This window comes from Pantoea sp. ME81 (assembly GCF_903970985.1).
Lineage (GTDB): Bacteria > Pseudomonadota > Gammaproteobacteria > Enterobacterales > Enterobacteriaceae > Pantoea > Pantoea communis.
On record NZ_CAJCKS010000016.1, the window covers coordinates 25,337 to 50,307 of the forward strand.

Consider the following 24,971-nt stretch of genomic DNA (forward strand, 5'->3'; position numbering starts at 1 on the left):
GTTTGAACGTTATGAAGGAAGAATCCAACCGTCGCGCAGCGCCACACCAAGGGTCGCGTCAACAACGGGTAAAGCGGCATCGGCCAGCTGCAGCGTGATGCTGTGGTCTGGTGCCTCGATGGGAGCAACATCAATCTGGTAATGGCTGCCGCGATAGATCACCCGCTGTACGCGTGCCGCAAACTGCGGTTCATCCGGCTCAGCGAGGCGGAAATCTATAGCGTGAAAACTGGCTTTGCCGTGGGGCATCGGGCGTTGTTCGGCCGCACAGCGCAAGGTGACGCGCAGACCGCACAGCGTGGCGAGCGCTTTGCCCTCGCCGGTAGGTTCGATATCGCTGACCGGCAGCACTTTGCCGTCATCAATAAATCCCGCCACCATTGCATTCGCCGGTTCACGCCACAGGGTTTGCGGCGTGGCAAACTGCATCACGCGGCCGCTGTCCATCACGACAATGCGGTCGGCCAGCGCCATCGCTTCGTGCTGATCGTGGGTGATGTAGAGCAAGGTTGCGTGGCTGTGGCGATGGAAGCGTCGAAACTCCTCTTCCATGGTAGCGCGCAGGTGCACATCAAGGTTGGCCAATGGCTCATCGAGCAGCACCAGCGTCGGTTTAGCGACCAGACAGCGGGCTAACGCCACACGCTGACGCTGTCCACCGGAAAGATCGGCGGGACGGCGCGAGGCAAAGTTTTCTAATCCCACCAGCTCCAGCGCTTGTTGAGTACGGCTGTCACGCTCATGGCGCGCCACGCCGTTGACTTTCAGGCTGTAGGCGACGTTTTCCGCCACCGTCATATGTGGCCACAGCGCATAGCTCTGGAACACCACGCCGAGCTGGCGATCTTCCGGTGGCAGGTGCACGCCCGGCGCAGCAAAGCAGCGCTCGCCGACGTGGATTTCACCGGCATCAGCGGTTTCAAAGCCCGCCAGCAGACGTAATAAGGTGGTTTTGCCGCAGCCCGAAGGACCCAGAACGGCGATGAACTCTCCCTGCGCAATCTGCAGCGAGATATCCTGAAGTACCGGCTGGGCAGCAAAGGCTTTGCTTAACCCGCGAAGTGTGATCGTTGCCATGTTTCTGGCCTTTATCTGACAGTCCGGCTAAGACCCTACGACAATCAGATGACGATCCCGTGACATCGATTTGACGTTTCCGTGCTCAAACAAAACGGGAGGCCCTAAAGCCTCCCTGCTACTTATTCGACGCTTTCAGCCTGCAGATGCATGCCGATGTAGCGCTCATAACGTGATGGCTTCACGCGTGACAGATCCACCAGCACCAGCCCATCGATACAGTTGTTGAAATCAGGATCGCTGCCGAAATCGATAAACTGCACGCCGCCCGGTTCACACACTTCCGAGTACTGCTTGTAGAGCGTGGGAATCGCGGTGCCGAGGTTCGCCAGCAGATGCTTCAGACGACGCAAGTCTTCCGCATAGTTATCACCGGTAAACTGCGCCAGCACCTCCGGCAGCGAGGCCGGATAAGGACGGCGCGATTTTGCCAGCGGCAATTCAGTCGGGAAGTACATGCGGTAGAACGCCACCAGCAGATCGCGCGCCGCCAGAGGCATACCGCCGGAGATCGATACCGGACCGAACAGGTAACGGGTCTCCGGGTATTTGGCGATATAGGCACCAATGCCCATCCACAGATAATCCAGGCCGCGTTTGCCCCAGTAGGCAGGCTGGATAAAGCTGCGACCCAGCTCCAGGCCCTGATTGATGATCGGCAGCATGCGCTCGTCGTAGTGGAACAGGCTGTCGCTGTAGATGCCTTCCAGACCACGACGCTCCAGCTGCTCGGCACCCGGAATAAAGCGATAAGCGCCCACAATCTCCAGCGCATCGTCATCCCACAGAATCAGGTGATAGTAATCGTCATCGTATTTATCGAGGTCACGACGGCGACCGCTGCCCTCGCCCACGGCGCGGAAGGCGATTTCACGCAGGCGTCCGAGTTCACGCAGCAGCGGCACCCAGGTCGCGCCGTTACGACGCCACAGGTAAATCTGTTTGCCATCCGGCAGCGAGCCGAGACGCTCACTCTCCATCAGCGCTTTTTTCAGTTCGGCACGATCTTCCGGGCGCGCAATCGCCGCTTCAGTCTGGAACAGACCACGACGGCCCTGACCAATGCGATATAAGTGCTTGCGCAGCCGTTTCGCCAGCTCTTTGCCCGGCGTGTGGCCATCGTGCCAGTTGGCAAACGGGATCTGCTCGCCAATGTGCAGCTTGATGCGCGATCCACGCTGGCGGAACATCTCGCGCACCAGCATCAGCAGCGCCAGCGGTGAGGCGATTTTGGCGGCGGCATAGAACGCAAGGCTATTACGTCCGACGACGTGTGCCGGAACAATCGGCGCACGAGCACGGGCGGCCAGGCGCAGGAAGCTGTGATGCCAGCGGTTATCCCGCACACCACGGCTCGAAAGGCGCGACACTTCACCCGCCGGGAAGATAATCAGTGCGCCCTGATTGTCGAGATGCTGCTGCATGCGCGTCAGCTGTTCGCGACTGGTGCGGTTGCCCATGTTATCCACCGGCAACATCAGATTGTTGATCGGCTCGAGCATCATCAGCATGCGGTTTGCCACGATTTTCACATCACGACGCACCTGAGACACGGCCGCCAGCAGCGCCAGTCCGTCCAGCGCACCGAGCGGATGGTTGGCGACAATCACCACCGGACCGCTGGTCGGGATCTGCTCCAAATCGCGTTCACTTAATTCACAGCGCACATCCAGGTGCTCCAGCACTTGCTCGACCATATCCACCCCTTTCAGGTGGCGATAACGGTCAGCAAAAGATTGGAATTCATGTTCGCGAACCGCCCATTTCAACAGGCTTTTTTGCCAGTTCGCGGGGTGATGGCCTGGCCAGTAAGTATCGAGAAGCTGATCAACAGAAAACATCATTCACCTTTTGTGCGCAGAGGTTTATGGCACCGAAGTTAAACAGGCTTGTTTTCAGATTTATGACCAGTGAGAAAGCGAAACGGAAATAACGGGGGAAACGCAGGGCGTTAGCCAGTAATGGCACCGCTAGCGAACCGTATAGAGGATTGTCGAGCCAGCGAGCGGCAGAAGCCGCCCCTGAAAAGACAACCACTTATCGATGGTGTGGCACCGCCCGATTCATCGTGCGTGAGCGGTTAAAGTTTTAACGGCGGCAATTGTGAGAACACGCTCAACAAGCCTTTGCTCCACAACTGACGAATCTGCGAAAAGTAAGGGTGCTGTTCGGTAATATGATGCTGTTCGTTATCTTTGAAGCTGTCGGTGTGATACACCATCACATCCAGCGGCAGGCCCACCGAAATATTACTCGCCAGCGTCGAGTCCATGGAAATCAGCGCACACTGCATCGCCTGGCTGAGCGGGGTTTCATAACGCAATACGCGATCAATAATCGGCTTGCCGTACTTGCTTTCACCAATCTGGAAATAAGGCGTATCCACACTGGCTTCAATGAAGTTGCCCTGCGGATAGATCTGGAACAGGCGCGGCTCTTCACCACGAATCTGTCCCCCTAATAGCAGCGTGCCACCAAACTCTTCGCCATCACGTTTGATCACTTCACGCAGGGTTTCCCCCACCAGCAGCGCAATGTCATACAGCGAGCGCCCATTCAGCAGATTGGGCTGATCGCTGTCGTGGTTATTACGCCGTAGCAAACTCATCACGCTCTGCGTGGTCGCCAGATTACCGGCGCTTTGCAGCACCAGCGTGCGTTCATCATCCACCTGAAACACGTGTAATTTACGGAACGAGGAAATATGATCGACGCCCGCGTTGGTGCGTGAATCCGATACAAAAATCATCCCTGACGATAAACGCATTGCCACACAATAAGTCATAGTCACGCCTGCAAAAAAATATCACTGCTGCGCATGCACCTGCTGCACCGCGGCCATCGCCAGCATATCCTCACCGCCGCCACCCAGCCGCATACCGCGCACCGGACAAGCATCGAGATAATCCACACCCACCGCCAGACGTAAATGCTGGCGCGTACTGCGCGTATTGTTGGTGATATCAAAGCTGTGCCAACTGCCATCCAGCCAGGCTTCAACCCAGGCGTGAGTAGCAACGTGTTCTACATTGTCCGTATAAAGATAGCCGCTGACATAGCGCGCCGGGATCCCGAGACTGCGACAACAAGCCAGAAACACATGGCTGTGATCCTGGCAAACGCCGCTGCCCGCCGCAAATACTTTCGCGGCGGTATCACTCACCTGGGTGCTGCCAGGCTGGTACGGCATTTTTAACAGCAGCTCATCCATCAGTTTTTCCAGGCTGGCGAGCGGTTTTTCCGCGCGCCAGTAGCGCTGTGCGAAATCGCGTATCGCCGCATCGGGCAAGGTTAATGGCGTGGCACGCAGAAACACCAATGGCGAAAGGATCGATTCAGGGTCGGGGGAATACTCCCCTTCATCCAGAATTTCCACCACCCCGCGCGCGGCAATCTCCAGTTGCTGATGTGGCATATCCAGCGTCAGCACATGCAACACGTTGCCGTAAGCATCCAGGGTGCGCGTGGCTTCGCACGGTAAATCGAGATCCCATGACAGAATCTGCTGGTGCACCGAGTTCTGCGGCGTCAGGCGCAGATACTGGGTGCTGAGTTTGACCTGATGCTCATAGGCATACCAGGTTTTGTGCTCGATATTCAGTCTCATTTCGCCTCCAGATAGGTCTGATTGATGCTTTCTGCCAGTGCATTGGTCTGCGAGAGAAAGTGATTAAGCCAGCTGTACAACCCGTCACGCGTCAGACTTTCCCAGGTGCTGAAGCGCATTTCGGCCAACAGCACCGTCACCAGATAGCGTGGACGATCCTCACCGCTGCTGCCGATCTGTTCTAACTGGTTGGCGATCTCCTCGATGCAGGAGTGCAGCGATCGCGGACTTTCGTTACGCAGGATCAGCATCTCATTCACCAGATCCGGCATCAGCTGCTGCTTAAAGATCGCGTTATAGGCTTCACGCGCCGACACCGCTCGCAGCAGGGTATCGAGGCAATAATATTCACGCACCGAGTCGGGATTCTGCTCCAGCAGTTGCTGGTTGACGCTCAACAAACGCGCGGTGCCGTCACTGCGCTCCATTAGGGTGCCGATGCGGATAAAGCACATTGCATCGCCGCGCAGCAAGGTGCCGAACATCGCGCCACGAAACAGGTGCGAACGCTCTTTAACCCAGTCAAAAAAGCTGTCAGCGTTGGCGCTGGTGATGCCGCGTCGCCGCATGTTACGCATCTCAATCCACGTCGAGTTGATGCTCTCCCACACTTCAGACGACAGACTGCCGCGCACCGCGTGCGCATTGTTCCACGCCTCCTGCCAGCAGCTAAAAATGCTGCTGGGGTTACGATCATCAAGAGCGAAAAAGTTAAACAGCTGCGGCATGGTGAAACGCCCGTTGAGGGTTTCAAACAGCTGGCGCGTGCCGGTGAGATTGAGCGGCAACAACAGCTCATCGGTTTGGCTGTTACGCACCGGCATCAGCGAAAGCCGGTTGGTGACATCCAGCACCCGGGCAAGTTGTTCTGCGCGCTCCAGATAGCGCGCCATCCAATAGAGGCCACTGGCCGTGCGGCTTAGCATGATGCGTCATCCTCCAGAACCCAGGTGTCCTTGGTGCCACCGCCCTGCGATGAGTTCACCACCAGCGAACCTTCGGTCAGCGCCACGCGGGTTAAGCCACCCGGCACTAAACGAATATCCGCACCACATAAGGCAAAGGGACGCAAATCGATATGACGCGGCGCCAGGCCGTTGTCGATAAACGTCGGACAGGTGGAGAGCGACAGCGTGTCCTGCGCGATATAGTTTTCCGGGCGTGCTTTCAAACGATCGCGAAAATCACTCAGCTCCTGCTGGCTGGCCACCGGACCAATCAACATGCCGTAACCGCCAGCGCCGTGTACCTCTTTCACCACCATTTTGCTGAGATTGGCGAGGACGTAAGTCAGATCCTGCGGCTTGCGGCACTGCCAGGTCGGCACGTTGTTGAGGATCGGATCTTCATCCAGATAGAAGCGGATCATGTCGGGCACGTAGGGATAGATCGATTTGTCATCGGCAACGCCAGTGCCAATGGCATTGGCCAACACCACGTTACCGGATCGATACACCGACAGCAGGCCCGGCACGCCGAGCATCGAATCGGGACGGAACGCCAGCGGATCGAGGAACGCATCATCAACACGGCGATAGATCACATCAACTTTGCACGGCCCGGCGGTGGTGCGCATCATCACCGCACCGTCTTTGACAAACAGATCGGCACTTTCCACCAGCTCAACGCCCATCTGCTGCGCAAGGAAACTGTGTTCGAAGTAGGCGCTGTTGAAGCGGCCCGGCGTCAGCACCACTACCACCGGATCGTTGACCGGTGAGCTTTCGCGCAGGGTTTGCAGCAGGTGTGAAGGATAGCGTTCTACCGGGGCAATATGCTGCTCGACGAACAGTTCCGGGTAGAGGCGCATCATCATCTTGCGGTTCTCCAGCATGTAGGAGACACCAGAAGGCGTACGCAGATTGTCCTCCAGTACGTAGTACTCGCCGTCGTTGTTGCGCACCATATCGACACCGGTAATGTGCGCATAGATGTTGCGGTGCAGATCGACACCTTGCATGCAGGGCTGATATTGATCGTTTACCAGCACCTGCTCGGCAGGCACGATCCCCGCCTTGAGGATGTGTTGTTGATGGTAGATATCATGCAGGAAGGCATTCAGCGCCTGCACGCGCTGGCGGATGCCGCGATCGAGCATCGCCCATTCACCCGCCGGAATAATACGCGGTACGCTGTCGAACGGGATGAGCCGTTCTGCGCCGCCATCGTCACCATAGACATTGAAGGTGATGCCCACACGATGAAACAACAGTTCCGCTTCTTCGCGCTTACGCGCCACCGCCTCTTTGTCCGCCTGTTGTAACCACTCCCAGTAATGCTGATAGTGCGCACGGTGTTCGCCGTTGCTCAATAACATCTCATCATAGAAGTGTGACGCTATCTGGTAGCTTTCTTTCATGATTTACCCGGCGCTTGTCAGAGGACCTGGATCCTCTCCTGCACAAAGTGTGCCAGAGGCTCACGCCCCAAACGGCACACGCGCCCCGATAGCGGAGCAGCGCCGAATAACACTCAGATTGCACCTTACTGGTGCATTAACTGCTGCGCAATTGGCAGCCAGATATCCGTCATCGCTCCATCGCCCCCCGTGAAAGGATCGCGATGCGGTAAAGGTACGCGCGCGATCTGATCTTTCGCCGCGCGTAAACGAGAAGGTTCATCACGCACGGTTTCCGGGGACATTCCTTCAGGATAGGCGCCAACGGCGAAAAAATCGTCTGAGGCGAACACCTGTTTATGGCCGACACCGGCGGGGATCAGCACCGCATCACCCTCACGTAGCGTCACCATGCGGCCGCTATCGCCGCCAAACAGCACTTCCGCCCAGCCCGACGCGACGCCCAGAATTTCATGGGTGTTGGGATGGTAATGGGTGTAAGGGAAGATCGGCGCGCGCCACGCGGCCGGCCAGCCGCTAGCAGTGAAAGTTTTTTCAAACCATTCGGCGCTGTTGCTTTGCAGCTCCTCATCATAGTCAGGCGCAATGCCTGGCCAGATGATCAGCGGCAGCAGATTGTTAGGCACACCGCCCGAGGGCTGCGACAGCATCAAATGCTGCGGATTATTTGATGAACCTGCTGAAAAGGTACCGGCGGCGAAAGACATCAGTAACAGCAGGCTGGAAGTGTTGGCAGTCATACTCTTTCTCCGGGAAGCCACGTTACTTAATTGTGGCAAACCCCGACGGCATTGCAATGTGCACCCGCCAACAAAATTCACATAAAAGAATGATTTACCTTACTAAAGCCAAATTAGTTGGCAACATATTTAACATTTTGTGGGACCGGAAAAGCCGCCAATAAACTGTTATAAAAAAACACCTCAATTCTGTATCTGATTCGCTTCACTGTTATGTGATTTACTGGCAGGCAGTAACATTTAGAGGTGAACTATGGAAGCGATCAAACAAATTCTGCTCGATGAAATCGCCACGCTGAACCGTGAAGGCCAGCGCGATAATCTGCCACGCTTTAGCTTTTCATTCCTCAAAACCCATCCGGGGCTGTGGGCGATCATGTACCTGTGCTACGCGCTGTGCGTGGCGCTGATCTTCTCCACTGAGATGCTCGGCTGGCCCGCGTTCTGGTTCGCCACCGCCTTTGTATTGGTGATGAGCTTCCTGATGCTGATGGATATCAACCCCAAATACCGCTTTGAGGATATCGACACGCTAGACCTGCGCGTGTGCTACAACGGTGAGTGGTATTACGTGCAACCGGTGTCTCAGCAGGCGCTGGATAAGATCGTGGAAAATCCCGGCACGCCCGACCGCGTGCGCAGCGGCATCGATCGCCTGATGAAGCAAAAAGGCGAAGTGGATTTTTATGATGTTTATTACCTGACATGGGGCAATAAGCAGGCAGCAACTATCTGATGAATATCGCCTTGCACGAGATGCAAGGCAGCACAGGCTCCAAAAATCTGACGCGATGTTGTCAGGTTGCCCTGCAGGTACAAACGGCACATCGAATCCAGACTGACCACATTGGTAATCCTTTGTGGTCAGTCGTCTCGGGGACCAACATTTTGCGGCAGAGCCGTTAAGCCGACGCCAACTGAGCAATCAATTTCCCTAACGTCTCCACCGCCGCCTCGGCGCGCGCATCCCACGGCCAGGCGGTGTTGAAGCGGAAACAGTGGCTGAACCCTTCACTGCCCGAGAACAGCTGACCGGGCGCGATACTGATGCCCTCTTTTAACGCCAGATGATACAGCTGCGTGGTGTTGATCTGCTGCGGCAGCGCAATCCACAAGAAATAGCCGCCTGGCGTATCACTGATCTGCGCGTCAACAGGCAGCACACGACGTAAAGCCTGCTGCGCCAGCTGCTTACGTTTTGCCAGCGTCTGGCGCAACTTCTTTAAGTGCGTGTCGTAACTACGGGTGCTGAGGAAGTCGGCTAATGCCAGCTGCATCGGCGCGCTGGTAGAGAGCGTGCTCATGAGCTGAATACGCTGTACGTGCTGAGCATAGCGCCCGGCAGCCACCCAACCCACGCGAAATCCCGCTACCAGATTCTTGGAAAAACTGCCGCAGTGCAGCACATTCCCCTCGCGATCAAAAGCTTTGGCGGGCAAGGGCTTGTCGTGGCCGCTGTAGAGATCGCTGTAAACGTCATCCTCAATCATCGCGACCTGGTAGCGTGCCAGCAGAGTGACCAACTGTTGTTTTCGTTCAGCGCTCAGGGTAAAGCCCAGCGGGTTTTGTCGGTTAGTCATCAGCCAGCAGGCTTTGACCGGCCAGCGTTGCAATGCCTGCTCCAGCTCGTCGAGATCGATGCCCTGCTCAACATCGCTGGCGATGGCAATCGCATTCAGTTTCAGCCGCTCAATCACCTGCAAGGCACCGTAGAAAGAAGGATTTTCAATCACCACCCAATCACCGGGTTCGGTCACCGCTTGCAGGCTGAGGTTGAGCGCTTCCATCGCGCCGTTGGTGATGACGATATCGTCCGGCGACAAGGTGATGCCCTGCTGGGCATAACGTTGCGCCAGAATTTTCCGCAGCGCTTCGTTGCCGGGCGGCAGGTTATTCAGGGCATCGCTGGGTTTCAGATTGTGTGAGACCTTAACCAGCGAGCGCATCAGCTGACGCTGCGGAAAGAGTTCGGGATCGGGAAAGGCAGAGCCAAACGGCATGATGCCAGGGTCACGCGTGGCTTGCAGCACATCAAACACGAAACTGTTGGTGTCCGCCTGCTCGGTTTTGGCAATCGCCTGTGTCGGCAAACGTGGGCGGCTTTCGGCAGCTCGTGGCGCAACGTAGTATCCGGATTGCGGTTTTGACAGGATCCAGCCCTGGCTTTCCAGCACTTCATAGGCGTGCATCACCGTCATCAGGCTAAGGCCGCTCTGCTCCGCCTGCTGACGTAATGACGGCAGCTTTTCGCCCGGCGGCCAGATGCGCGCTTCGATCTGCGTCCGAAGTTGATCCACCAACTGCTGATATTTCGCCACCCTGGCTCCGATATGGGAAATGAGTTCGGCTATTTTCCCTCACCCTGGCCCCTTCCCGCAAGCGCGAGAGGGGATGGTTGGGATGAGGCCATCACCGCACAAATACCCTTACGGCAACTGCACCAGCTGCTGCTCGTTTTCGACAAAATTCGGCAGTTCGTGGATGCGTTCTGGCGGCACCGGTTTGCCCAGCAAATAACCCTGCAAGGTATCGCAACCCAGGCCGGTGAGGAACGCTTGTTGATCCTGCGTTTCCACTCCTTCCGCCACCACTTTGAGATCCAGCGACTGCGCCAGTGCCACAATGGCAGAGACAATGGTGGCATCTTCAGATTTCGCCTGCAGTTCATTGACGAAGGCGCGGTCGATCTTCAACTCACTGGCGGGCAAACGTTTGAGATACAGCAGGCTGGAGTAACCCGTGCCGAAATCATCGATCGAGGCTTTCACGCCCATATCTGTCAGTTGCGTCAGAATACGTACACTCTCTTCCGGATCGCGCATCGCGGTGGTTTCCGTCACTTCCAGCGTCAGCAACTCGGCAGGGATCTGATGCTTCGCCAGCGCCTGCGTCACGGTTTCCACCAGGTTGCTCTGCTCAAACTGCAGCGCGGAGAGATTCACCGCCACCGACCAGTGTGGATGGCCCTGCAGATGCCAGCAGTGCAATTGACGGCAGGCTTCGTTGATCACCCAGTTGCCGATGTTGATGATCATGCCGGTCTTCTCGGCAATCGGCAGGAATTTGTCCGGTGCCAGCAAACCGCGTGTCGGATGTTCCCAGCGTAGCAACGCTTCAAATCCAATAATCGGGCCGCTCGGCGCACAATATTTTGGCTGGTAGAACAGACGTAACTCTTCATTATCCAGCGCTTGCCACAGGTCGTTATTGAGCTGTAACTGCGACTGCGCCAGAGTGTTCATCGACGGCTGGAAGAAGTTGTAACCGTTACGGCCGTTGTTCTTGGTGTGATACATCGCGGCATCGGCGTTAAACATCAATTCACGCTCATCTTTGCCGTCGCCTGGATAGACCGCGATGCCAATACTCAGTGACACCACCAGCTCATAGCGTGAAATATCAAACGGACGATCGACCGCTTTTACCAACGCATCCGCTACCGCTGCGGCGTCATTGGGCTCATCGATTTCGATCAGCAGCACGAACTCGTCGCCACCCATGCGTGCCAGGGTGTAGTGCCCTTTCATCTGACTGATCATGCGCTCGGCCACGGCAATCAGCAGGTTGTCACCCACATGGTGACCAAAGGCGTCATTGACCGCTTTGAAGCCATCCAGATCCATAAACATCAGCGCAAACTGCGACTTCTCGCGATTGGCTTTGTTGATGGATTGCTCCAGACGATCTTCCAGCAAAATACGGTTTGGCAGGCGTGTCAGGTTATCGTGCAGGGCCAGTTGCGCCAGCTCGCGATTGGCTTCCGCCAGCGAGTGCGCAAGGATGGAGGTGCGCGCTTGCAGGCGTGCATCCAGCATCGAAACCAGCAACGTAATGCCGAGGATCGCCAGCGTCACCACGGTGACCACAATCGCCAGCCAGTTGCTGTTAACGCCCATGTGCGTGGCATGACTCATCATCGGGAAGCTGGCAGCGGCCATACCGGTGTAGTGCATGCCAGCGATGGCGCAGCCCATCACCACCGAAGCACCGAGACGCAGAATGGTCACACGACCATGTCCTTCGCGCAGGTTAAAGGCGAGCCACAGTGCCGCGCCCGATGCCACCAGCGCAATCACCACTGAAGCGGCAACCCAGCCCCAATTCCAGACGATGCCCGGCGCAAACATCAGCGCGGCCATGCCCATGTAGTGCATGGCGACCACGCCGGAACCGAGCACCAAGGCCCCGCCCGTTAAGCGCCGCCAGGATAAATCATGCGATGAGCACACCAGCCACAAGGCAAAAATTGATGCCAGGATTGCCACTGCCATCGACGTCGCCGTCAGCAGCGGATCGTAGCTCATAACCATATCCAGGCTCATCGACAGCATGCCGATGAAATGCATCGCCCAGATGCCCACGCCCATGGCGAATCCACCGCCTAATAACCAAACCAGCGCCACCTTGCCAGTTGAAGAAGCCACACGTCCCGCCATATCCAGCGCGGTAAACGAGGCCAGCATCGCCACCAGAATGGAAACGATGACAGTAAACGAATCGTACGAAGTCACTAACATAGTGATTTCCCAAGTTAAAGCCGTTATCAATCAGCTGTGGTGTTATGAAAAAAAGTCAAGGCTATAGGTTTTATTGTGTGTTTTATCGGCAGGAACACTGCCGATTTGAGTCTTTGAACGATGAAACCTTCCGATGCGGAAGAAAATAAAAATGATTTATCAGGCGCTGGTTAAGGGCAGCGGGTGCTCAGCAAACAGCGGCGGTGCATTAAACACAGCGGTAAATTCACCGATACGCTCCGCCGGTGTTGGCTTGCCCAGCAGATAGCCCTGCAGCGTGTCAAAACCGAGCCCGGTCAGCAGACGCTGCTGTTCCTCGGTTTCTACCCCTTCGGCCACCATGCGCAGATTGAGACTTTGTGCCAGTGTCAGCATCGCGCTCACAACGGTGGCGTCCTCGCTGTCGGCACGCAGGCTGTTAATAAAGGCGCGGTCGATTTTCAGTTCGGTGGCTTCCAGATGTTTCAGATGCAGTAAATTGGCATAGCCGATACCGAAGTTATCGATCGCCACTTTCACGCCGAGCTGATGCAATTCTGCAATGCGCTGCTGGCTGAACTGCGGGTCGCGCATCGCGATATTCTCGGTAATCTCCAGCATCAGCGCCCCCTCCGGCAGCTGATAGCGCAACAGTGCATGACGCAAGCTGTCGATGAGATCGCGCTGATGGAATTGCAACGCCGAAAGGTTAACTGACACGCTCCAGTCGCGGTTGCCTTCATCGTGCCACTGTTTTAACTGACGGCACGCTTCGTTGATCACCCAATTGCCCAGCGCCACGATTTGCCCGGTTTTCTCCGCACGCGGCAGGAACATATCCGGCATCAGTAATCCGCGACGCGGATGTTGCCAGCGCAGCAGCGCTTCGAAGCCCATGAGCACCGTGCCGCCTGCGCGGAATTTTGGCTGATAAAACAGGCACATTTCCTGGTATTCCAGCGCATTCCACAGGTCATTCGCCAGCGCCAGCTGATGCTGTGCCACGGCGCTCATCATCGGTTCAAACAGACACCAGCCGTTTCGGCCGCTGTGTTTGGTGTGATACATGGCGGAGTCGGCGTTGAACATCATTTCCTGCTGACTACGACCGTGATGCGGGAACACCACGATGCCAATACTCAACGACACCCGCAGTGAATAACGATCCAGTTCAAACGGCGCATCAATCGCATTTACCAGCTGCTGCGCCAGCGCCGAGGCTTGCAAATCATTGTATTGTGGACACAGCAGCACAAACTCATCGCCACCCAGTCGCGCCAGCAGCACGCCCTCGCCCAACTGCACGCGCAGACGTTCGGCGACCGCAATAAGCAGGCGATCGCCCACGTGATGGCCCCAGGTATCGTTGACGGCTTTGAAGCCGTCGAGATCCATAAACATCAGTGCAAAGCTTTCATCCTGTAAGGTGGCTTGCTTGATCTGTGCCGTCAGCTGCTGCTCCAATAACACGCGGTTAGGGAGCGAGGTGAGATTGTCATGCATCGCCAGCTGGCGCAGTTCGCTATTGGCACGCTTGAGCTTGGCCGCCAGACGCGCGGCGCGCAGCTGGGCATCCAGCATGGAAACTAACAGCGTGAGGCCAAGAATGGACAGCGTGATAATGGTCACCCACACCGCCAGTCCATCCTCACTGATGCCATGATGCTGCTGCATGGTGCTCGGCATGCTGTACTCCGCCGCCGCCATGCCGGTGTAGTGCATCCCGGCGATGGCAATACCCATCACCAGCGCGGCACAGACACGCATAATCCACACGCTCTCGCCCTGGCGCAGATGAAACGCCAGCCACAGTGCCGCCCCCGAGGCGGCATAGGCAATCACCACGGAGAGCGCGACCAATGGCATGTCCCAGCGAATCGCCGGTTCAATCATCAGGGCATTCATGCCGATGTAATGCATCGCCACCACGCCGCTGCCGAGTATCAGGGTGCCACTTATCAGCCGACGCGGGGTCAGATGGCTGCCCTGAACACCCTGGGCGAAGGCGAAGATGGCAGAGAGGATCGCCACCAGCAGGGAAACCGTGGTGAGGGTAATGTCATAACGCATGGTCATCGGCATCATCATCGCCAGCATGCCAATGAAGTGCATCGCCCAGATGCCAATGCCCATCGCGGTGCCACCGCCAATCAGCCACATTTTCGCCAGGCAGCCGCGTGAAACCGCGACGCGTCCAGCCGTATCCAGTGCGGTAAACGCAGCAATGAAGGCCACGATCAATGAAACCGTGACCAGAACGCTATCCCAGGTAACTAGCAGCATGTGCGCTCCTAAACTCAGCCCGCTGCTGAGCAGGAGCTGTATCGTCAAAAATGATCAAAAGGTCGAAACATTGATTAAGGGTGAGTAATGACCGCACGCAGTGAGGCAGAGGGGGGAGCCGATCCAGACAATTCTGGAAACACCGCGCTATGTTTTTGGTTTTTCATCTTCAGTCGCAGTCAGAAAAATTAATAATATCTGATTAATGCACGAACATAGCATTGAACGGTTAATCGCGGTAGAGGGTTAAATCACTCGCTGTTTAGTTTTTTTAACCGGTTGTCACCCCTTGCGATTACTACGTTATCGGCGATAAGTGTGAATTGATTAATGAAAAATCTAAGCGCAACGCTCCCAGTGTTGATTTGCTGATCTATAGTAAAGAAAACTGATATAAATCATAAACCCACCACCTAAGAATATTCCTAGATGTCGGGCACTTACGCAGTAAAGCCGATCGTGGCTCTTGTTTGACTTCGGATTCGTTACATAAATAAATCACCAGGTGAAAAAGCACTGACCTTGGATAATCAGTAAGGAATGATTATGAAACTCAAGCTTTTTCTTTTGGCGTCCAGCCTGAGCGTAGTGCTCGCCCCTCATGCGGCTTTTGCCGCCACCACAACGGGAACCATTAATGCGACCCTGACCCTGACCACCGGTTGTCTGGTGAATGGTCAGTCTGCCACCACAGGCGTCAACTTCGGTACCCTGAACTTTGGTAGCAGCGCCGCAACCTTCGATACCCTGAATGCCACGCTGGTCGGCGCATCGGGCAACGGTATTTATGTTCGCTGCACCACCGGCCAGACTTTCAACGTGCAGGTCACCAGCAGTAATGCTGCACCGGCGACCATTTACGGCACCGTCAGCGGACAGCCTCGCTATCTGATCCTCGGTTCCAATAACACCCAAGGCATTGCCTATACCCTGTATAGCGATGCGGCATTCACCACCGCCATCGCCAATAACACCAACATTGCCGCCAGCGGCACCACGGACCCGACCTTAGGCACTAACTACGCCATTTATGGTCGTGTGGTGGGCGGCGGGTTTAACCCACTGATTCCGGCAGGGACTTATACCGACACCATTAACGTTGCGGTGAACTACTGAGGTCAGTTGTAGGGTAATCAGGGTGGCCGTAGTGCAGCGTTGGGTGCACAGTGCAGGCGGCCTCGCCCTGCTGATAGGGAGCGTCTCTGCCTGGGGGTTGCCAACCGCAGCCTTTCAGGTCTCTGCATCAGTAGTGGCAGGCTGTGTTGTCTCCGGTACCAATACCGGGGTCTTTGGCACGCTTAATTTCGGTACGCAATCTGGCGTATCGTCCAGCAGCGTGAGCGCCAGCTATGTGCAAAGCACCACCATCACCCTTGCCTGCACGCCAGGCACTGCCGTCAGCATGAGCATTAATGGCGGCTCCAACTACACCTCCACCCGCAATCTTAAGGTCTCGGGCAATACCAATACCGTGCCCTATTACCTCTATACCAATGCGGCGCACACCACGGCGATTCCGGTGAACAGTGCCGTGGCGCTGAGTTACAGCAACGCCAATAACATTACTTTGCCGATTTATGGCCTGTTAACGCTGCCCGGCCCCACGCGCGCCGGCACTTATACCGACACCTTAACCGTTACGCTTAGCTGGTGACGGAAGTGATAAAGAAGGATGAATAATCATGAACCTGCGCGCCCTGTTACTGTTGTTTATCATGGCACTAATGCCTGCTGCCCACGCTGCCAATTCGCTGATGATTTGGCCCATCGATCCCACCATCAATCCCGATGATAAAGCCAGTGAGCTTTGGCTGGAAAACCGTGGGAATGCCACCACCATGATGCAGGTGCGCATCTTTAGCTGGCTGCAAGTGGGCGGTCAGGAACAGTATCAAACTCAGCAGCAAGTGGTCGCCAGCCCGCCGATGGTGCGCCTCGAACCGGGTCAGAAACAACTGGTGCGACTCATTAAGCAGGGCGTGCCGGAAGCGGGACGCGAAATGTCCTACCGCGTGGTGCTGGATGAAATCCCTACGCCACGCACGCCCGGCGAAAATCAGGCGGGATTAACCTTCCAGATGCGCTATTCGGTTCCGCTGTTTGTTTATGGTAACGGCGTCACCAGCGACAGTGCGAAGCCGCAACTCAGCTGGCAACAGGTGGACAGTGGTGGCAAACGCTGGCTGGAACTCACCAACCGTGGCAATGGCCATGCGCGGCTGAGTAACGTCACCATCGGTGGTCGCCGCCTGGGCAATGGCCTGTTTGGCTACGTACTGGCAAACAGCAGTAACCGCTGGCCATTAACCAGCAGCGTGAGCGGTGAGCTGTCCGCAGAAGTGAATAAAGGGCACTGGAGCAGCGCGGCCGCGCGTTGATGACGTTTTCGCTGCATCCCTGCACGTTGGCAGTGGCTAGCGTGCTATGCCTGTTACCTCAAATCAGTAGCGCGGAGACCTTTTCCGAGCTACCACCGCCCCCTGCGCTGGAGAACAACGCCAGCGGTCAGCAGTACATGCTGGAGCTGGTGGTGAATCAGAACGCGCGCGGCGATATCGTGCCGGTGGAGCGTAAAAACGGCGACTTTTGGCTGCTCAGTGGCGATTTACAGCGTGCCGGTATCCCTGCGGAGAAACTCCAGGGCGAGCAAATCGATGTGAATCAACTTGCGGAGGTGAAAGCAGAATATGACGAGCGCCGTCAGCGCCTGTTGCTCACCGTTCCGCCCGCCTGGCTGCCCGGCCAGGTGATCGGTAAAGATCAGCGCGGCCCTCGCTATCCGGGGCGAGCCAGTAACGGTGCGCTGCTCAATTACGACTTTTACGCCACGCGTACCGATAATGCCGGTTCCCGCCTGTCGAGCTGGAATGAGCTGCGCGTATTTGGTCCGGTCGGGCAATTCTCCACTAATGGCGTGTATACCCAACAACTGGAAGGCGGTGTCAGCGGTCAGCAAGAGGGATACATTCGCTACGATACCTGGTTCAGCAATGAAGATGAGAACGATGCAATTAGCTGGCGCGCCGGGGATCTGGTCACCGATGCGCTGAGCTGGAGTAACAGCGTGCGTCTGGGTGGCGTGCAGATTGCGCGTGATTTCAGCGTGCGGCCGGATTTGGTCACTTACCCGCTACCGGCGTTTTCCGGCCAGGCCGCAGTGCCCTCTTCCGTCGATCTGTTTATTAACGGTTATCGCAGCACGCAAGCCAATGTGCAGCCGGGTCCGTGGTCGCTGACCAATGTGCCGTTCGTCAATGGCGCGGGCGATGCGGTGATCACCACCACCGATGCCGTGGGGCGCCAGGTCACTACCACGCTGCCGTTTTATGTCTCCAGCAGCCTGCTGCGACAGGGTTTGTCGGATTACTCCTTCTCGGCCGGTGCTATTCGTGAAAACTACGGACTGGAGAACTTTGACTATGGCGCAGCAGCAGCCAGCGGTTCTTATCGTTATGGGTTAACCGACTGGCTGACGCTGGAGAGCCATGCGGAAGGCAGTGACAGCGTGGCCACCGGCGGCGCTGGGGGATTGGTGAAGCTCGGCAGCTGGGGCGTGGTCAATGGTGCGCTGGCACAAAGTCAGATGGAAGGTAAACCCGGCACGCAATACAGCTGGGGTTATCAATATAACAACAGCTGGTTTAGCCTCGGCACCCAGCATGTATTACGCACCGCCGATTACGGCAATCTGGCGCTGGTCGGCAGCCGGGGCGACAGCGCCAACACCAGCTACTCACTGGCGCGACGCAGTGCGCAGTACACCGCCAGCGTGTCACTCAATCAATACGGCAGTCTGGGCCTGGCCTACTTTGATATTGCCGGCGGATCGGGCGATCGCACCCGTTTATGGAACCTGTCCTGGAGTAAAAACCTGTGGGGTAACAGCAGCCTGTATATCTCCGCCAGCCGCGATCAGGAACAGGGCGACTGGAGCGGTGCCATCTCTTTGGTGATCCCATTCGGCGAGCAGAGCAGTGCTTCGGTGAGCTACGAGCGCGATCAGCAGGGCAACAACAATCAGCGCCTCTACGTGTCACGCGCCATGCCGACCGATGGTGGCTTTGCGTATGATGCGGCCTGGGCCAATCAGGGTGGCGACAGCGGTGATTACCGCCAGGCAAGCCTGCGCTATCGCAATAACAAAATCGACACCTCTGCCGGGTTCTACGGCGATAACGATAACACCACGCAGTGGGCCGATTTCACCGGTTCGCTGGTGCTGATGGATAACCGCGTGTTTGCCGCCAACGACATCAATGATGCATTTGTGGTGGTGAAAACCGATTACCCGGATGTCACGGTGCGCTATGAAAACCAGGCAATGGGACGCACCGATAATCAGGGCTATTTGCTGGTGCCATCGATCAGCAGTTACTACGGCGCAAAATACGATATCGATACCCTGGATTTACCTGCCGATCGTACCGCACCGAAGGTGGAACAGCGTTTCGCGGTGAAACGGAAAAGCGGTTACCTGCTGAACTTCCCGGTGGAGCGCCTGCGTGCCGCCAGCGTGGTGCTACAGGATAAACAGGGGCAACCGTTGCCGATCTCCAGCCAGGTGTTGCGCCCGAATCAGGGTACGGAATATATCGGATGGGATGGCATTGTCTGGATGGAGAATCTGAGCGCAGAAAACCCGATTCATGTCGTGACGCCTGATGGGCGCAGTTGTGATACCACGCTGACCATTGCGGACGGCCAGCCAAAAGCGCTGGAGACCTACGGTCCGCTGACGTGCGATCTGCCGCCGCCGTCGCCGGGTTCGGCGGTCAGCACGGCCAATAATTCACAGTCAGGAATTTCACCATGAGAAAGATTTTTTTGCTGCTGGCGCTGTTTATCTTACCGGGCACCAGCTATGCGCTTTGTGGGTTATCGGCCCCAACGGCGACCTTCGGCTCCGTGACCACCTTCGCGGTTGGCTCTACCGTGCAGAACACTTCCAGCACCACCAACGTCAACTGCGGTTCCGGCACGCTTTCGCTATTGGGCACCGATAACGTCACATACGCCTTCACCACTGCGACCTATCTCAGCGGCACGCGGGCGGTGTTGAAGAGTTCCAGCACCGGTACCGACAGCATTCCCATTCAAATGTGCATCGACAGCGCCTGCGCCACGGAATTGCAGCAGGGCGGCAGCTATCGCTGGAGCTCGGCTTTACTGCTTGGGCTGGGGAACAGCCTTAACTTTAATATTCCGCTCTATTTCCGCACCCTGACGGGACAGGTGATTGCAGCCGGCACTTACACCACAACGATAACCATAACGGTGAGTTATACGGTGTGCGCGGGTTTGAACGTTGCAGGTTTATGCGTAGGAACAGTGCAAACCAGTACCGGCACCGCGATGCCGATTACCGTTAACCTGGTTGTGACCAACGACTGCACCACCATCACCGCGCCTAATGTGAGTTTTGGCAGCGCACCGCTGGTGGGGAGTTTCTCCACGGTGCAGCAGACCATCAACGTGGTGTGTTCTAAAGGCAGCACCTTCACTGTGGGGTTGAGCAATGGCAGCTACTACAGCGGCACCACGCGCCAGATGGCGAGCGGTACCAACCGGCTGGCTTATGACATTTATAAAGGCACCACCACCACGACACGCTGGGGACCCACTGGCACCGACCGCTGGAGTAGCGCCAGCGCCACCTCCCTGAACGCGGATCTGGTGACGCGCAACTTCACCTATACAGCGCAGATTCTGACGACGCAGAATACGCCAGCGGCGGGAAGTTATACGGATAGTGTGGTGGTGGATCTGTCGTTTTAGGCAGGGCATGGTCGACGATGTCGTTTGTAGGCCCGATGATTGCGTTTCACTGCACCATACCCACACATCTGTATAAACAAAAAAGCAGCCCCTTCAACAAGGGGCTGCTTTATTCGAATAGTTTCTTAACAGGCTGACATGAGGCCCGCTGTCAGCCAGGGCGTTACAGTGAAGCTCCCACCGGCGTGCCGCCATGGCGCGCCTGATACTGTTTCACCATGCGGCCAATCAGCAGCGTGCCGATCAATCCGCACACCGCCGCGAATGACAACCACACGCCGGGCATCGCTTTATCACCCGTGGCATGGATCAGGTAGCTTGAAACCGCTGGCGTGAAGCCACCAAACAGCGCGGTCGCCAGGCTATACGCCAGTGAGAAGCCGGTGGCGCGCACTTCAGCCGGCATAATTTCCGCCAGATAGACCACCATCGCACCGTTATAGCTGGCATACAGGAACGATAACCACAATTCCGCTTCCACCAGATGCGCAAAGGTGGGCGATCCCACCAGCCAGTGCAGCACCGGCCAGGTGGTGAGAATCATCAGGATAGTAAAGGTGATCAGCAGCGGACGACGTCCTATGCGATCCGACAGCGAACCCATCACCGGCAGCCAGATCAGGTTAGAGATGCCGACAAAAAGCGTCACCATAAAACTCTGCTCATCGCTCATCATCAGCACGGTTTTACCGAAGGTCGGGGTGAAGGCGGTGATCATGTAGAACATCACCGTGGTGGTCACCACCATCAGCATACCCGCCAGCACCAATGCCCAGTTCTCACCGACCGAGCGCATGATCTGTCCCATGGAAGGATGTTGTTTACGTTTGCTGAACGCTTCGGTTTCTTCCAGCATGCGACGGATCCAGAACAGGAACGGCACAATCATACAACCGACAACGAACGGAATACGCCAGCCCCACTCGGTGACCGCTTCCTTCGCCAGCAGATGATTAAGACCGAGGCCAAGCAGCGCAGCGAAGATCACCGCGACCTGCTGACTACCGGACTGCCAGCTGACATAGAATCCTTTGCGTCCTTTTGGCGCCACTTCAGACAAATAAACCGAAACACCGCCCAACTCCACGCCCGCAGAGAAGCCCTGCAGCAAACGACCCAGCAGAATCAGAATCGGTGCGGCGGCACCCAGGGTGGCATAGCCCGGCACCAGGGCGATGGTAAGCGTACCCAACGCCATCAAGCCCAACGTCAGCAACAGTCCTTTACGGCGTCCGTGATGGTCGATGTAGGCACCGAGAATAATCGCGCCAAGTGGACGCATCAGGAAGCCCGCACCAAAGGTCATCAGCGTGAGCATCAATGAAGCAAAGGGATCATCTCCGGGGAAAAAGGTTTTGGCGATCGCCGTAGCGTAATAGCCAAACACCATAAAATCGTACATCTCAAGAAAGTTACCGCTGGTAACGCTAAAGATGGTTTTGGCCCCGCCTTGCGATGGCTTTTGTAAAGATTGACTCGCGCTCATATTGTCCTTCCTGGGTTTTTCTTCCGTTGTAGCGGGTTGCGCCAGGAATAGATGTGATCGGCTTCACCATTGCAGTTTACAAAAGTGAGACCAAAAGTAACAAGAAATTAACATTGACGGCGGGAGCAAATAAAAAGGGCCGCTATCGATAGCGGCCCTTGTGAGCGATAAGATGGGGTGATTTATTTCTTCACCGTCTCCATGCCCATCAAACCAATCTTCAGATAACCCGCTTCGCGTAACTGATCCATCACGCTCATCAGGGTTTCATAATCCACAGACTTATCCGCCTGGAAGAAGATGGTGGTGTCTTTCTTGCCTTCGGTCTGCGCCGTCAGCGCATTCACCAGCGTCTCTTTGGTGACCGCATCGTTGCCGATATAGATCTGCTTATCTTCCTTAATAGAAAGATAAACCGGTTTTTCCGGACGCGGTTGCGGTGCGCTGGTGGACGCAGGCAGATTAACGCGCACATCCACCGTGGCTAATGGCGCGGCGACCATAAAGATGATCAGCAGAACCAGCATAACGTCGATAAACGGCGTCACGTTGATTTCATGCATTTCGCCATCGCCTACCGAGTCATCGTTTAAACGCATCGCCATAATACTTATCCTACGCGCAGTTTCTGTGCCGCCGTCGGACGGGTCGCTTCTTTCGCGGTGTCCACATTGCCGAGATCCAGATCGCGGCTCTGCAGCAGCATCACCTGCGCCGCAACATCACCCAATGAGGCTTTGTAGCTGGCAATCATGCGCGCGAAGACGTTGTAGATAACCACAGCAGGAATAGCAGCAACCAGACCAATCGCGGTCGCCAGCAACGCTTCTGCGATGCCCGGCGCCACAACAGCGAGGTTGGTGGTCTGGGTTTTAGCGATACCGATAAAGCTGTTCATGATGCCCCAAACGGTACCAAACAGACCGATGAAGGGTGCAACAGAACCGATGGTAGCGAGGAAGCCGTTACCGCGACCGGCATGACGGCTGAATGCCGCAACGCGACGATCAAGGCGGAAGCTGGTACGTTCCTTAATACCATCAAGGTCTTCGGTACCTGCAGAGAGTTCCAGCTCGTTCTGCGCATCATTCAGCAACACTGCACTGTGGCTGTGACTTTTAAAGCTTTCAGCGGCGCGGTAAGCATCATTAAGCGAACGCGCTTCGCCCAGCGCCTGCTGTTCGCGTTTCAGGCGACGTTTCGCCCCGCTCAGCTCAGCAAACTTGCCGAAGAAAATCGCCCAGGTGACAACCGAGGCCAGTAACAGGCCAATCATCACCACTTTTACCACGATATCGGCATGCTGATACATGCCCCAAACGGAGAGGTCCGTTTGCATCAAATCACTGGCTACCACGCTGCGTCTCCAACTTCTGTTGCACAGTTCACGATTGAAGCGCGGATCATAGCAAAAAAATTGACCGAAGTGATAGTAGTTCTCATTACTATTTACAAACGATTAATGCTTCAATTTCCAACAATCTATGTGGTTTTTATGGATGCGCTGGCTGATGTTTTACAAATGTGACCTAAACTGAAAATTTATTAAAACATCGTTTTAAAATGTGATGTATTTCATCCAATCAACATTTGACCACTTTTTCGCCAGCGCAATTTCACTATTCTGAGCCAGCCCTTCCCGATTGTGGTGTGCCTGACACCGCTAATGATCATCAAGCTGGAGCAATAATAATGACATCTAAAAAACGACTCACGATTGCAATCTCTTCTCTGGTTATGCTGCTGGCGAGTGGTGCTCACGCCAAAGTGCTAAAAGTCGCGGAAGTACAGCCCGCAGGTTATCCCACCGTGGTCGCGCTGCAGCATATGGGCGATAAGTTAAAAGAAGCGACACAAGGACGATTAGAGTTGAAGGTCTACGCTGGCGGCGTGCTGGGCGATGAGGATCAAACGCTGCAGCAGGTTCAGCTCGGCGCGATTGACATGATTCGCGTCTCGCTGGCCCCGGTGACCACTATCGCCCCTGAAACCAGTGTGCTAACCCTGCCCTATGTGTTCCGCGATGAAGACCACATGCACAAGGTGCTGGATGGCGATGTCGGCAAACAGATTGTCGAGAAATTCGATAACGATCCCCGCACGCGCATGGTGTTCCTCGGCTGGACCGACGCGGGCACACGCAACATGATCACCAAAAAACCCATCACCAAACCCGAAGATTTGCAGGGGATGAAAATTCGCGTGCAGAACAGTGCCATTTCACTGGCCACGCTGAAAGCGATGGGTGCCAATCCTGTGGCAATGGGCGTCAGCGAAGTGTTTAGCGCCATGCAAACTGGCGTGGTCGATGGCACAGAGAACAATCCACCGACGTTTGTCGCCCACAACTATCTGCCCGTGGCGAAGTACTACACCCTGAGCGGCCACTTTATTCAGCCGGAGATGATCCTGTTCTCTAAAGCCTCGTGGGGACGGCTTTCCGCAGAAGATCAGGCGCTGCTGAAGAAACTCGGCAAGGAAGCGCAGGATGAAGAGCGCCAGTTGTGGGCCACTTACACCGCCCAGTCAGTGGAGAAAATGAAAGCCGGCGGCGTGACATTCCAGGACACCAACCGCGATTACTTTATGAAAGCCACGCAACCGGTGCGCGACCAGTTTGGCGGCAATTATCAGGATCTGATGAAACAGATTGCGGATGTGAAATAACCCTCTCAGCGCCGCGCGACCGCGTGGCGCCTTGCTCAGGTAACGAAGCATGAATGCATATTCCCGTTTGATGGATGGGCTCTATCTGTTGTGCATGGGCATCGCGGCGGTAGCCCTGTTGATCATGGTCACGGTGATACCCATCGGTATTTTCGCGCGCTATGTGCTTAATGGTGCCCTCTCATGGCCGGAGCCGGTCGCTATCGTCTGCATGATCATCTTTACCTTTATTGGTGCGCCCGTGGGATTGCGGGCAGGCACACACATTTGTGTGTCGATGGTGACCGATCGCCTTTCCGAAACCGGGCAAAAATGGGCGCAACGGCTGTGTAACCTACTGCTGATCGTGGTGTGTCTCATCCTGCTGCAGGCCAGCTACAGCTTGTGTGAGGCCATGTGGATTCAACCGCTGGCGGCCTTGCCTGCCGTGACGTATGGAGAGATGTATCTGCCCATTCCCATCGGCGCGCTGTTTACGCTG

The 24,971-nt window shown here is 56.0% G+C and carries 21 protein-coding genes; 8 read left to right on the top strand and 13 right to left on the bottom strand.

Features of this window, described 5'->3' with window-relative positions; translation table 11 throughout:
• Nucleotides 1-9: 9 nt before the first annotated feature.
• The 7 genes from H7A81_RS04920 to H7A81_RS04950 all read right to left on the bottom strand — a co-directional run bounded on the left by H7A81_RS04920 (nucleotide 10) and on the right by H7A81_RS04950 (nucleotide 7,783).
• Nucleotides 10-1,077, bottom strand: a complete 1,068-nt coding sequence (locus H7A81_RS04920) for an ABC transporter ATP-binding protein (protein ID WP_182056908.1) — start codon at nucleotides 1,075-1,077, stop codon at nucleotides 10-12.
• A gap of 122 nt (nucleotides 1,078-1,199) precedes the next feature.
• Complete coding sequence (locus tag H7A81_RS04925; RefSeq protein WP_034828463.1) at nucleotides 1,200-2,918, bottom strand: lysophospholipid acyltransferase family protein; 1,719 nt, start codon at nucleotides 2,916-2,918, stop codon at nucleotides 1,200-1,202.
• Between the two features lie 239 nt (nucleotides 2,919-3,157).
• Entirely contained in the window at nucleotides 3,158-3,862 is a 705-nt protein-coding gene (locus H7A81_RS04930; RefSeq protein WP_038644739.1) for a proteasome-type protease, read from the bottom strand.
• Between the two features lie 21 nt (nucleotides 3,863-3,883).
• Complete coding sequence (locus H7A81_RS04935; RefSeq protein WP_182056909.1) at nucleotides 3,884-4,684, bottom strand: transglutaminase family protein; 801 nt, start codon at nucleotides 4,682-4,684, stop codon at nucleotides 3,884-3,886.
• Nucleotides 4,681-5,610, bottom strand: a complete 930-nt coding sequence (locus tag H7A81_RS04940) for an alpha-E domain-containing protein (protein WP_038644735.1) — start codon at nucleotides 5,608-5,610, stop codon at nucleotides 4,681-4,683. The genes H7A81_RS04935 and H7A81_RS04940 overlap by 4 nt, the downstream gene beginning before the upstream one ends.
• Nucleotides 5,604-7,043 (bottom strand): circularly permuted type 2 ATP-grasp protein, encoded by a 1,440-nt coding sequence (locus tag H7A81_RS04945; protein ID WP_166933480.1) that lies wholly within the window; start codon nucleotides 7,041-7,043, stop codon nucleotides 5,604-5,606. Before H7A81_RS04945 ends, H7A81_RS04940 begins: the two co-directional genes overlap by 7 nt.
• Nucleotides 7,044-7,168: 125 nt before the next feature.
• Nucleotides 7,169-7,783 carry a cupin domain-containing protein gene (locus H7A81_RS04950; RefSeq protein ID WP_182056910.1) on the bottom strand — a complete coding sequence of 205 codons (615 nt, stop codon included), beginning with the start codon at nucleotides 7,781-7,783 and terminating at the stop codon, nucleotides 7,169-7,171.
• 253 nt (nucleotides 7,784-8,036) lie between these two features.
• Here H7A81_RS04950 and H7A81_RS04955 point away from each other — a divergent pair, with 253 nt between their 5' ends.
• Nucleotides 8,037-8,519, top strand: coding sequence for a YlaC family protein (locus H7A81_RS04955; protein ID WP_034828452.1), 483 nt, complete (start codon nucleotides 8,037-8,039; stop codon nucleotides 8,517-8,519).
• A 166-nt stretch (nucleotides 8,520-8,685) separates the two neighbouring features.
• On the opposite strand, the gene H7A81_RS04960 is transcribed toward H7A81_RS04955, so the two are convergent.
• The 3 genes from H7A81_RS04960 to H7A81_RS04970 all read right to left on the bottom strand — a co-directional run bounded on the left by H7A81_RS04960 (nucleotide 8,686) and on the right by H7A81_RS04970 (nucleotide 14,562).
• The gene (locus H7A81_RS04960; RefSeq protein ID WP_182056911.1) at nucleotides 8,686-10,101 is read right to left on the bottom strand and encodes a PLP-dependent aminotransferase family protein; all 1,416 of its coding nucleotides are present in this window, start codon (nucleotides 10,099-10,101) and stop codon (nucleotides 8,686-8,688) included.
• A gap of 108 nt (nucleotides 10,102-10,209) precedes the next feature.
• Nucleotides 10,210-12,300, bottom strand: coding sequence for a bifunctional diguanylate cyclase/phosphodiesterase (locus tag H7A81_RS04965; RefSeq protein ID WP_182056912.1), 2,091 nt, complete (start codon nucleotides 12,298-12,300; stop codon nucleotides 10,210-10,212).
• Nucleotides 12,301-12,459: 159 nt separating this feature from the next.
• On the bottom strand, nucleotides 12,460-14,562 hold the full coding sequence (locus tag H7A81_RS04970; protein ID WP_182056913.1) for a bifunctional diguanylate cyclase/phosphodiesterase: 2,103 nt from the start codon (nucleotides 14,560-14,562) through the stop codon (nucleotides 12,460-12,462).
• Nucleotides 14,563-15,108: 546 nt separating this feature from the next.
• On the opposite strand from H7A81_RS04970, the gene H7A81_RS04975 reads away from it, so the two are divergent.
• From H7A81_RS04975 to H7A81_RS04995, 5 genes are read left to right on the top strand one after another with little or no spacing between them, the layout of a single operon-like run.
• Nucleotides 15,109-15,678 carry a spore coat protein U domain-containing protein gene (locus tag H7A81_RS04975; RefSeq protein WP_045814784.1) on the top strand — a complete coding sequence of 190 codons (570 nt, stop codon included), beginning with the start codon at nucleotides 15,109-15,111 and terminating at the stop codon, nucleotides 15,676-15,678.
• A gap of 22 nt (nucleotides 15,679-15,700) precedes the next feature.
• Nucleotides 15,701-16,216 carry a spore coat U domain-containing protein gene (locus H7A81_RS04980; RefSeq protein ID WP_182056914.1) on the top strand — a complete coding sequence of 172 codons (516 nt, stop codon included), beginning with the start codon at nucleotides 15,701-15,703 and terminating at the stop codon, nucleotides 16,214-16,216.
• 25 nt (nucleotides 16,217-16,241) lie between these two features.
• Nucleotides 16,242-16,940: a molecular chaperone gene (locus H7A81_RS04985; protein WP_182056918.1), complete on the top strand. Its 699-nt coding sequence runs from the start codon at nucleotides 16,242-16,244 to the stop codon at nucleotides 16,938-16,940.
• Nucleotides 16,937-19,375, top strand: a complete 2,439-nt coding sequence (locus H7A81_RS04990; RefSeq protein WP_182056915.1) for a fimbria/pilus outer membrane usher protein — start codon at nucleotides 16,937-16,939, stop codon at nucleotides 19,373-19,375. Before H7A81_RS04985 ends, H7A81_RS04990 begins: the two co-directional genes overlap by 4 nt.
• Complete coding sequence (locus H7A81_RS04995) at nucleotides 19,372-20,337, top strand: spore coat protein U domain-containing protein (RefSeq protein WP_182056916.1); 966 nt, start codon at nucleotides 19,372-19,374, stop codon at nucleotides 20,335-20,337. Before H7A81_RS04990 ends, H7A81_RS04995 begins: the two co-directional genes overlap by 4 nt.
• 163 nt (nucleotides 20,338-20,500) lie before the next feature.
• On the opposite strand, the gene H7A81_RS05000 is transcribed toward H7A81_RS04995, so the two are convergent.
• The 3 genes from H7A81_RS05000 to exbB all read right to left on the bottom strand — a co-directional run bounded on the left by H7A81_RS05000 (nucleotide 20,501) and on the right by exbB (nucleotide 23,162).
• Nucleotides 20,501-21,823 carry an MFS transporter gene (locus H7A81_RS05000; RefSeq protein WP_034828434.1) on the bottom strand — a complete coding sequence of 441 codons (1,323 nt, stop codon included), beginning with the start codon at nucleotides 21,821-21,823 and terminating at the stop codon, nucleotides 20,501-20,503.
• Between the two features lie 182 nt (nucleotides 21,824-22,005).
• A complete protein-coding gene (exbD, locus tag H7A81_RS05005; RefSeq protein ID WP_034828432.1) occupies nucleotides 22,006-22,428 on the bottom strand; it encodes a TonB system transport protein ExbD in 423 nt (140 codons plus the stop codon).
• 5 nt (nucleotides 22,429-22,433) lie between these two features.
• On the bottom strand, nucleotides 22,434-23,162 hold the full coding sequence (gene exbB / locus H7A81_RS05010; protein ID WP_182056919.1) for a tol-pal system-associated acyl-CoA thioesterase: 729 nt from the start codon (nucleotides 23,160-23,162) through the stop codon (nucleotides 22,434-22,436).
• Nucleotides 23,163-23,515: 353 nt separating this feature from the next.
• Between exbB and H7A81_RS05015 the strand changes: the two genes are divergently transcribed.
• Complete coding sequence (locus H7A81_RS05015; protein ID WP_097118131.1) at nucleotides 23,516-24,490, top strand: TRAP transporter substrate-binding protein; 975 nt, start codon at nucleotides 23,516-23,518, stop codon at nucleotides 24,488-24,490.
• Between the two features lie 49 nt (nucleotides 24,491-24,539).
• Nucleotides 24,540-24,971, top strand: a 432-nt coding sequence (locus H7A81_RS05020) for a TRAP transporter small permease (RefSeq protein ID WP_182056917.1), incomplete at its 3' end; no start/stop codon positions are given.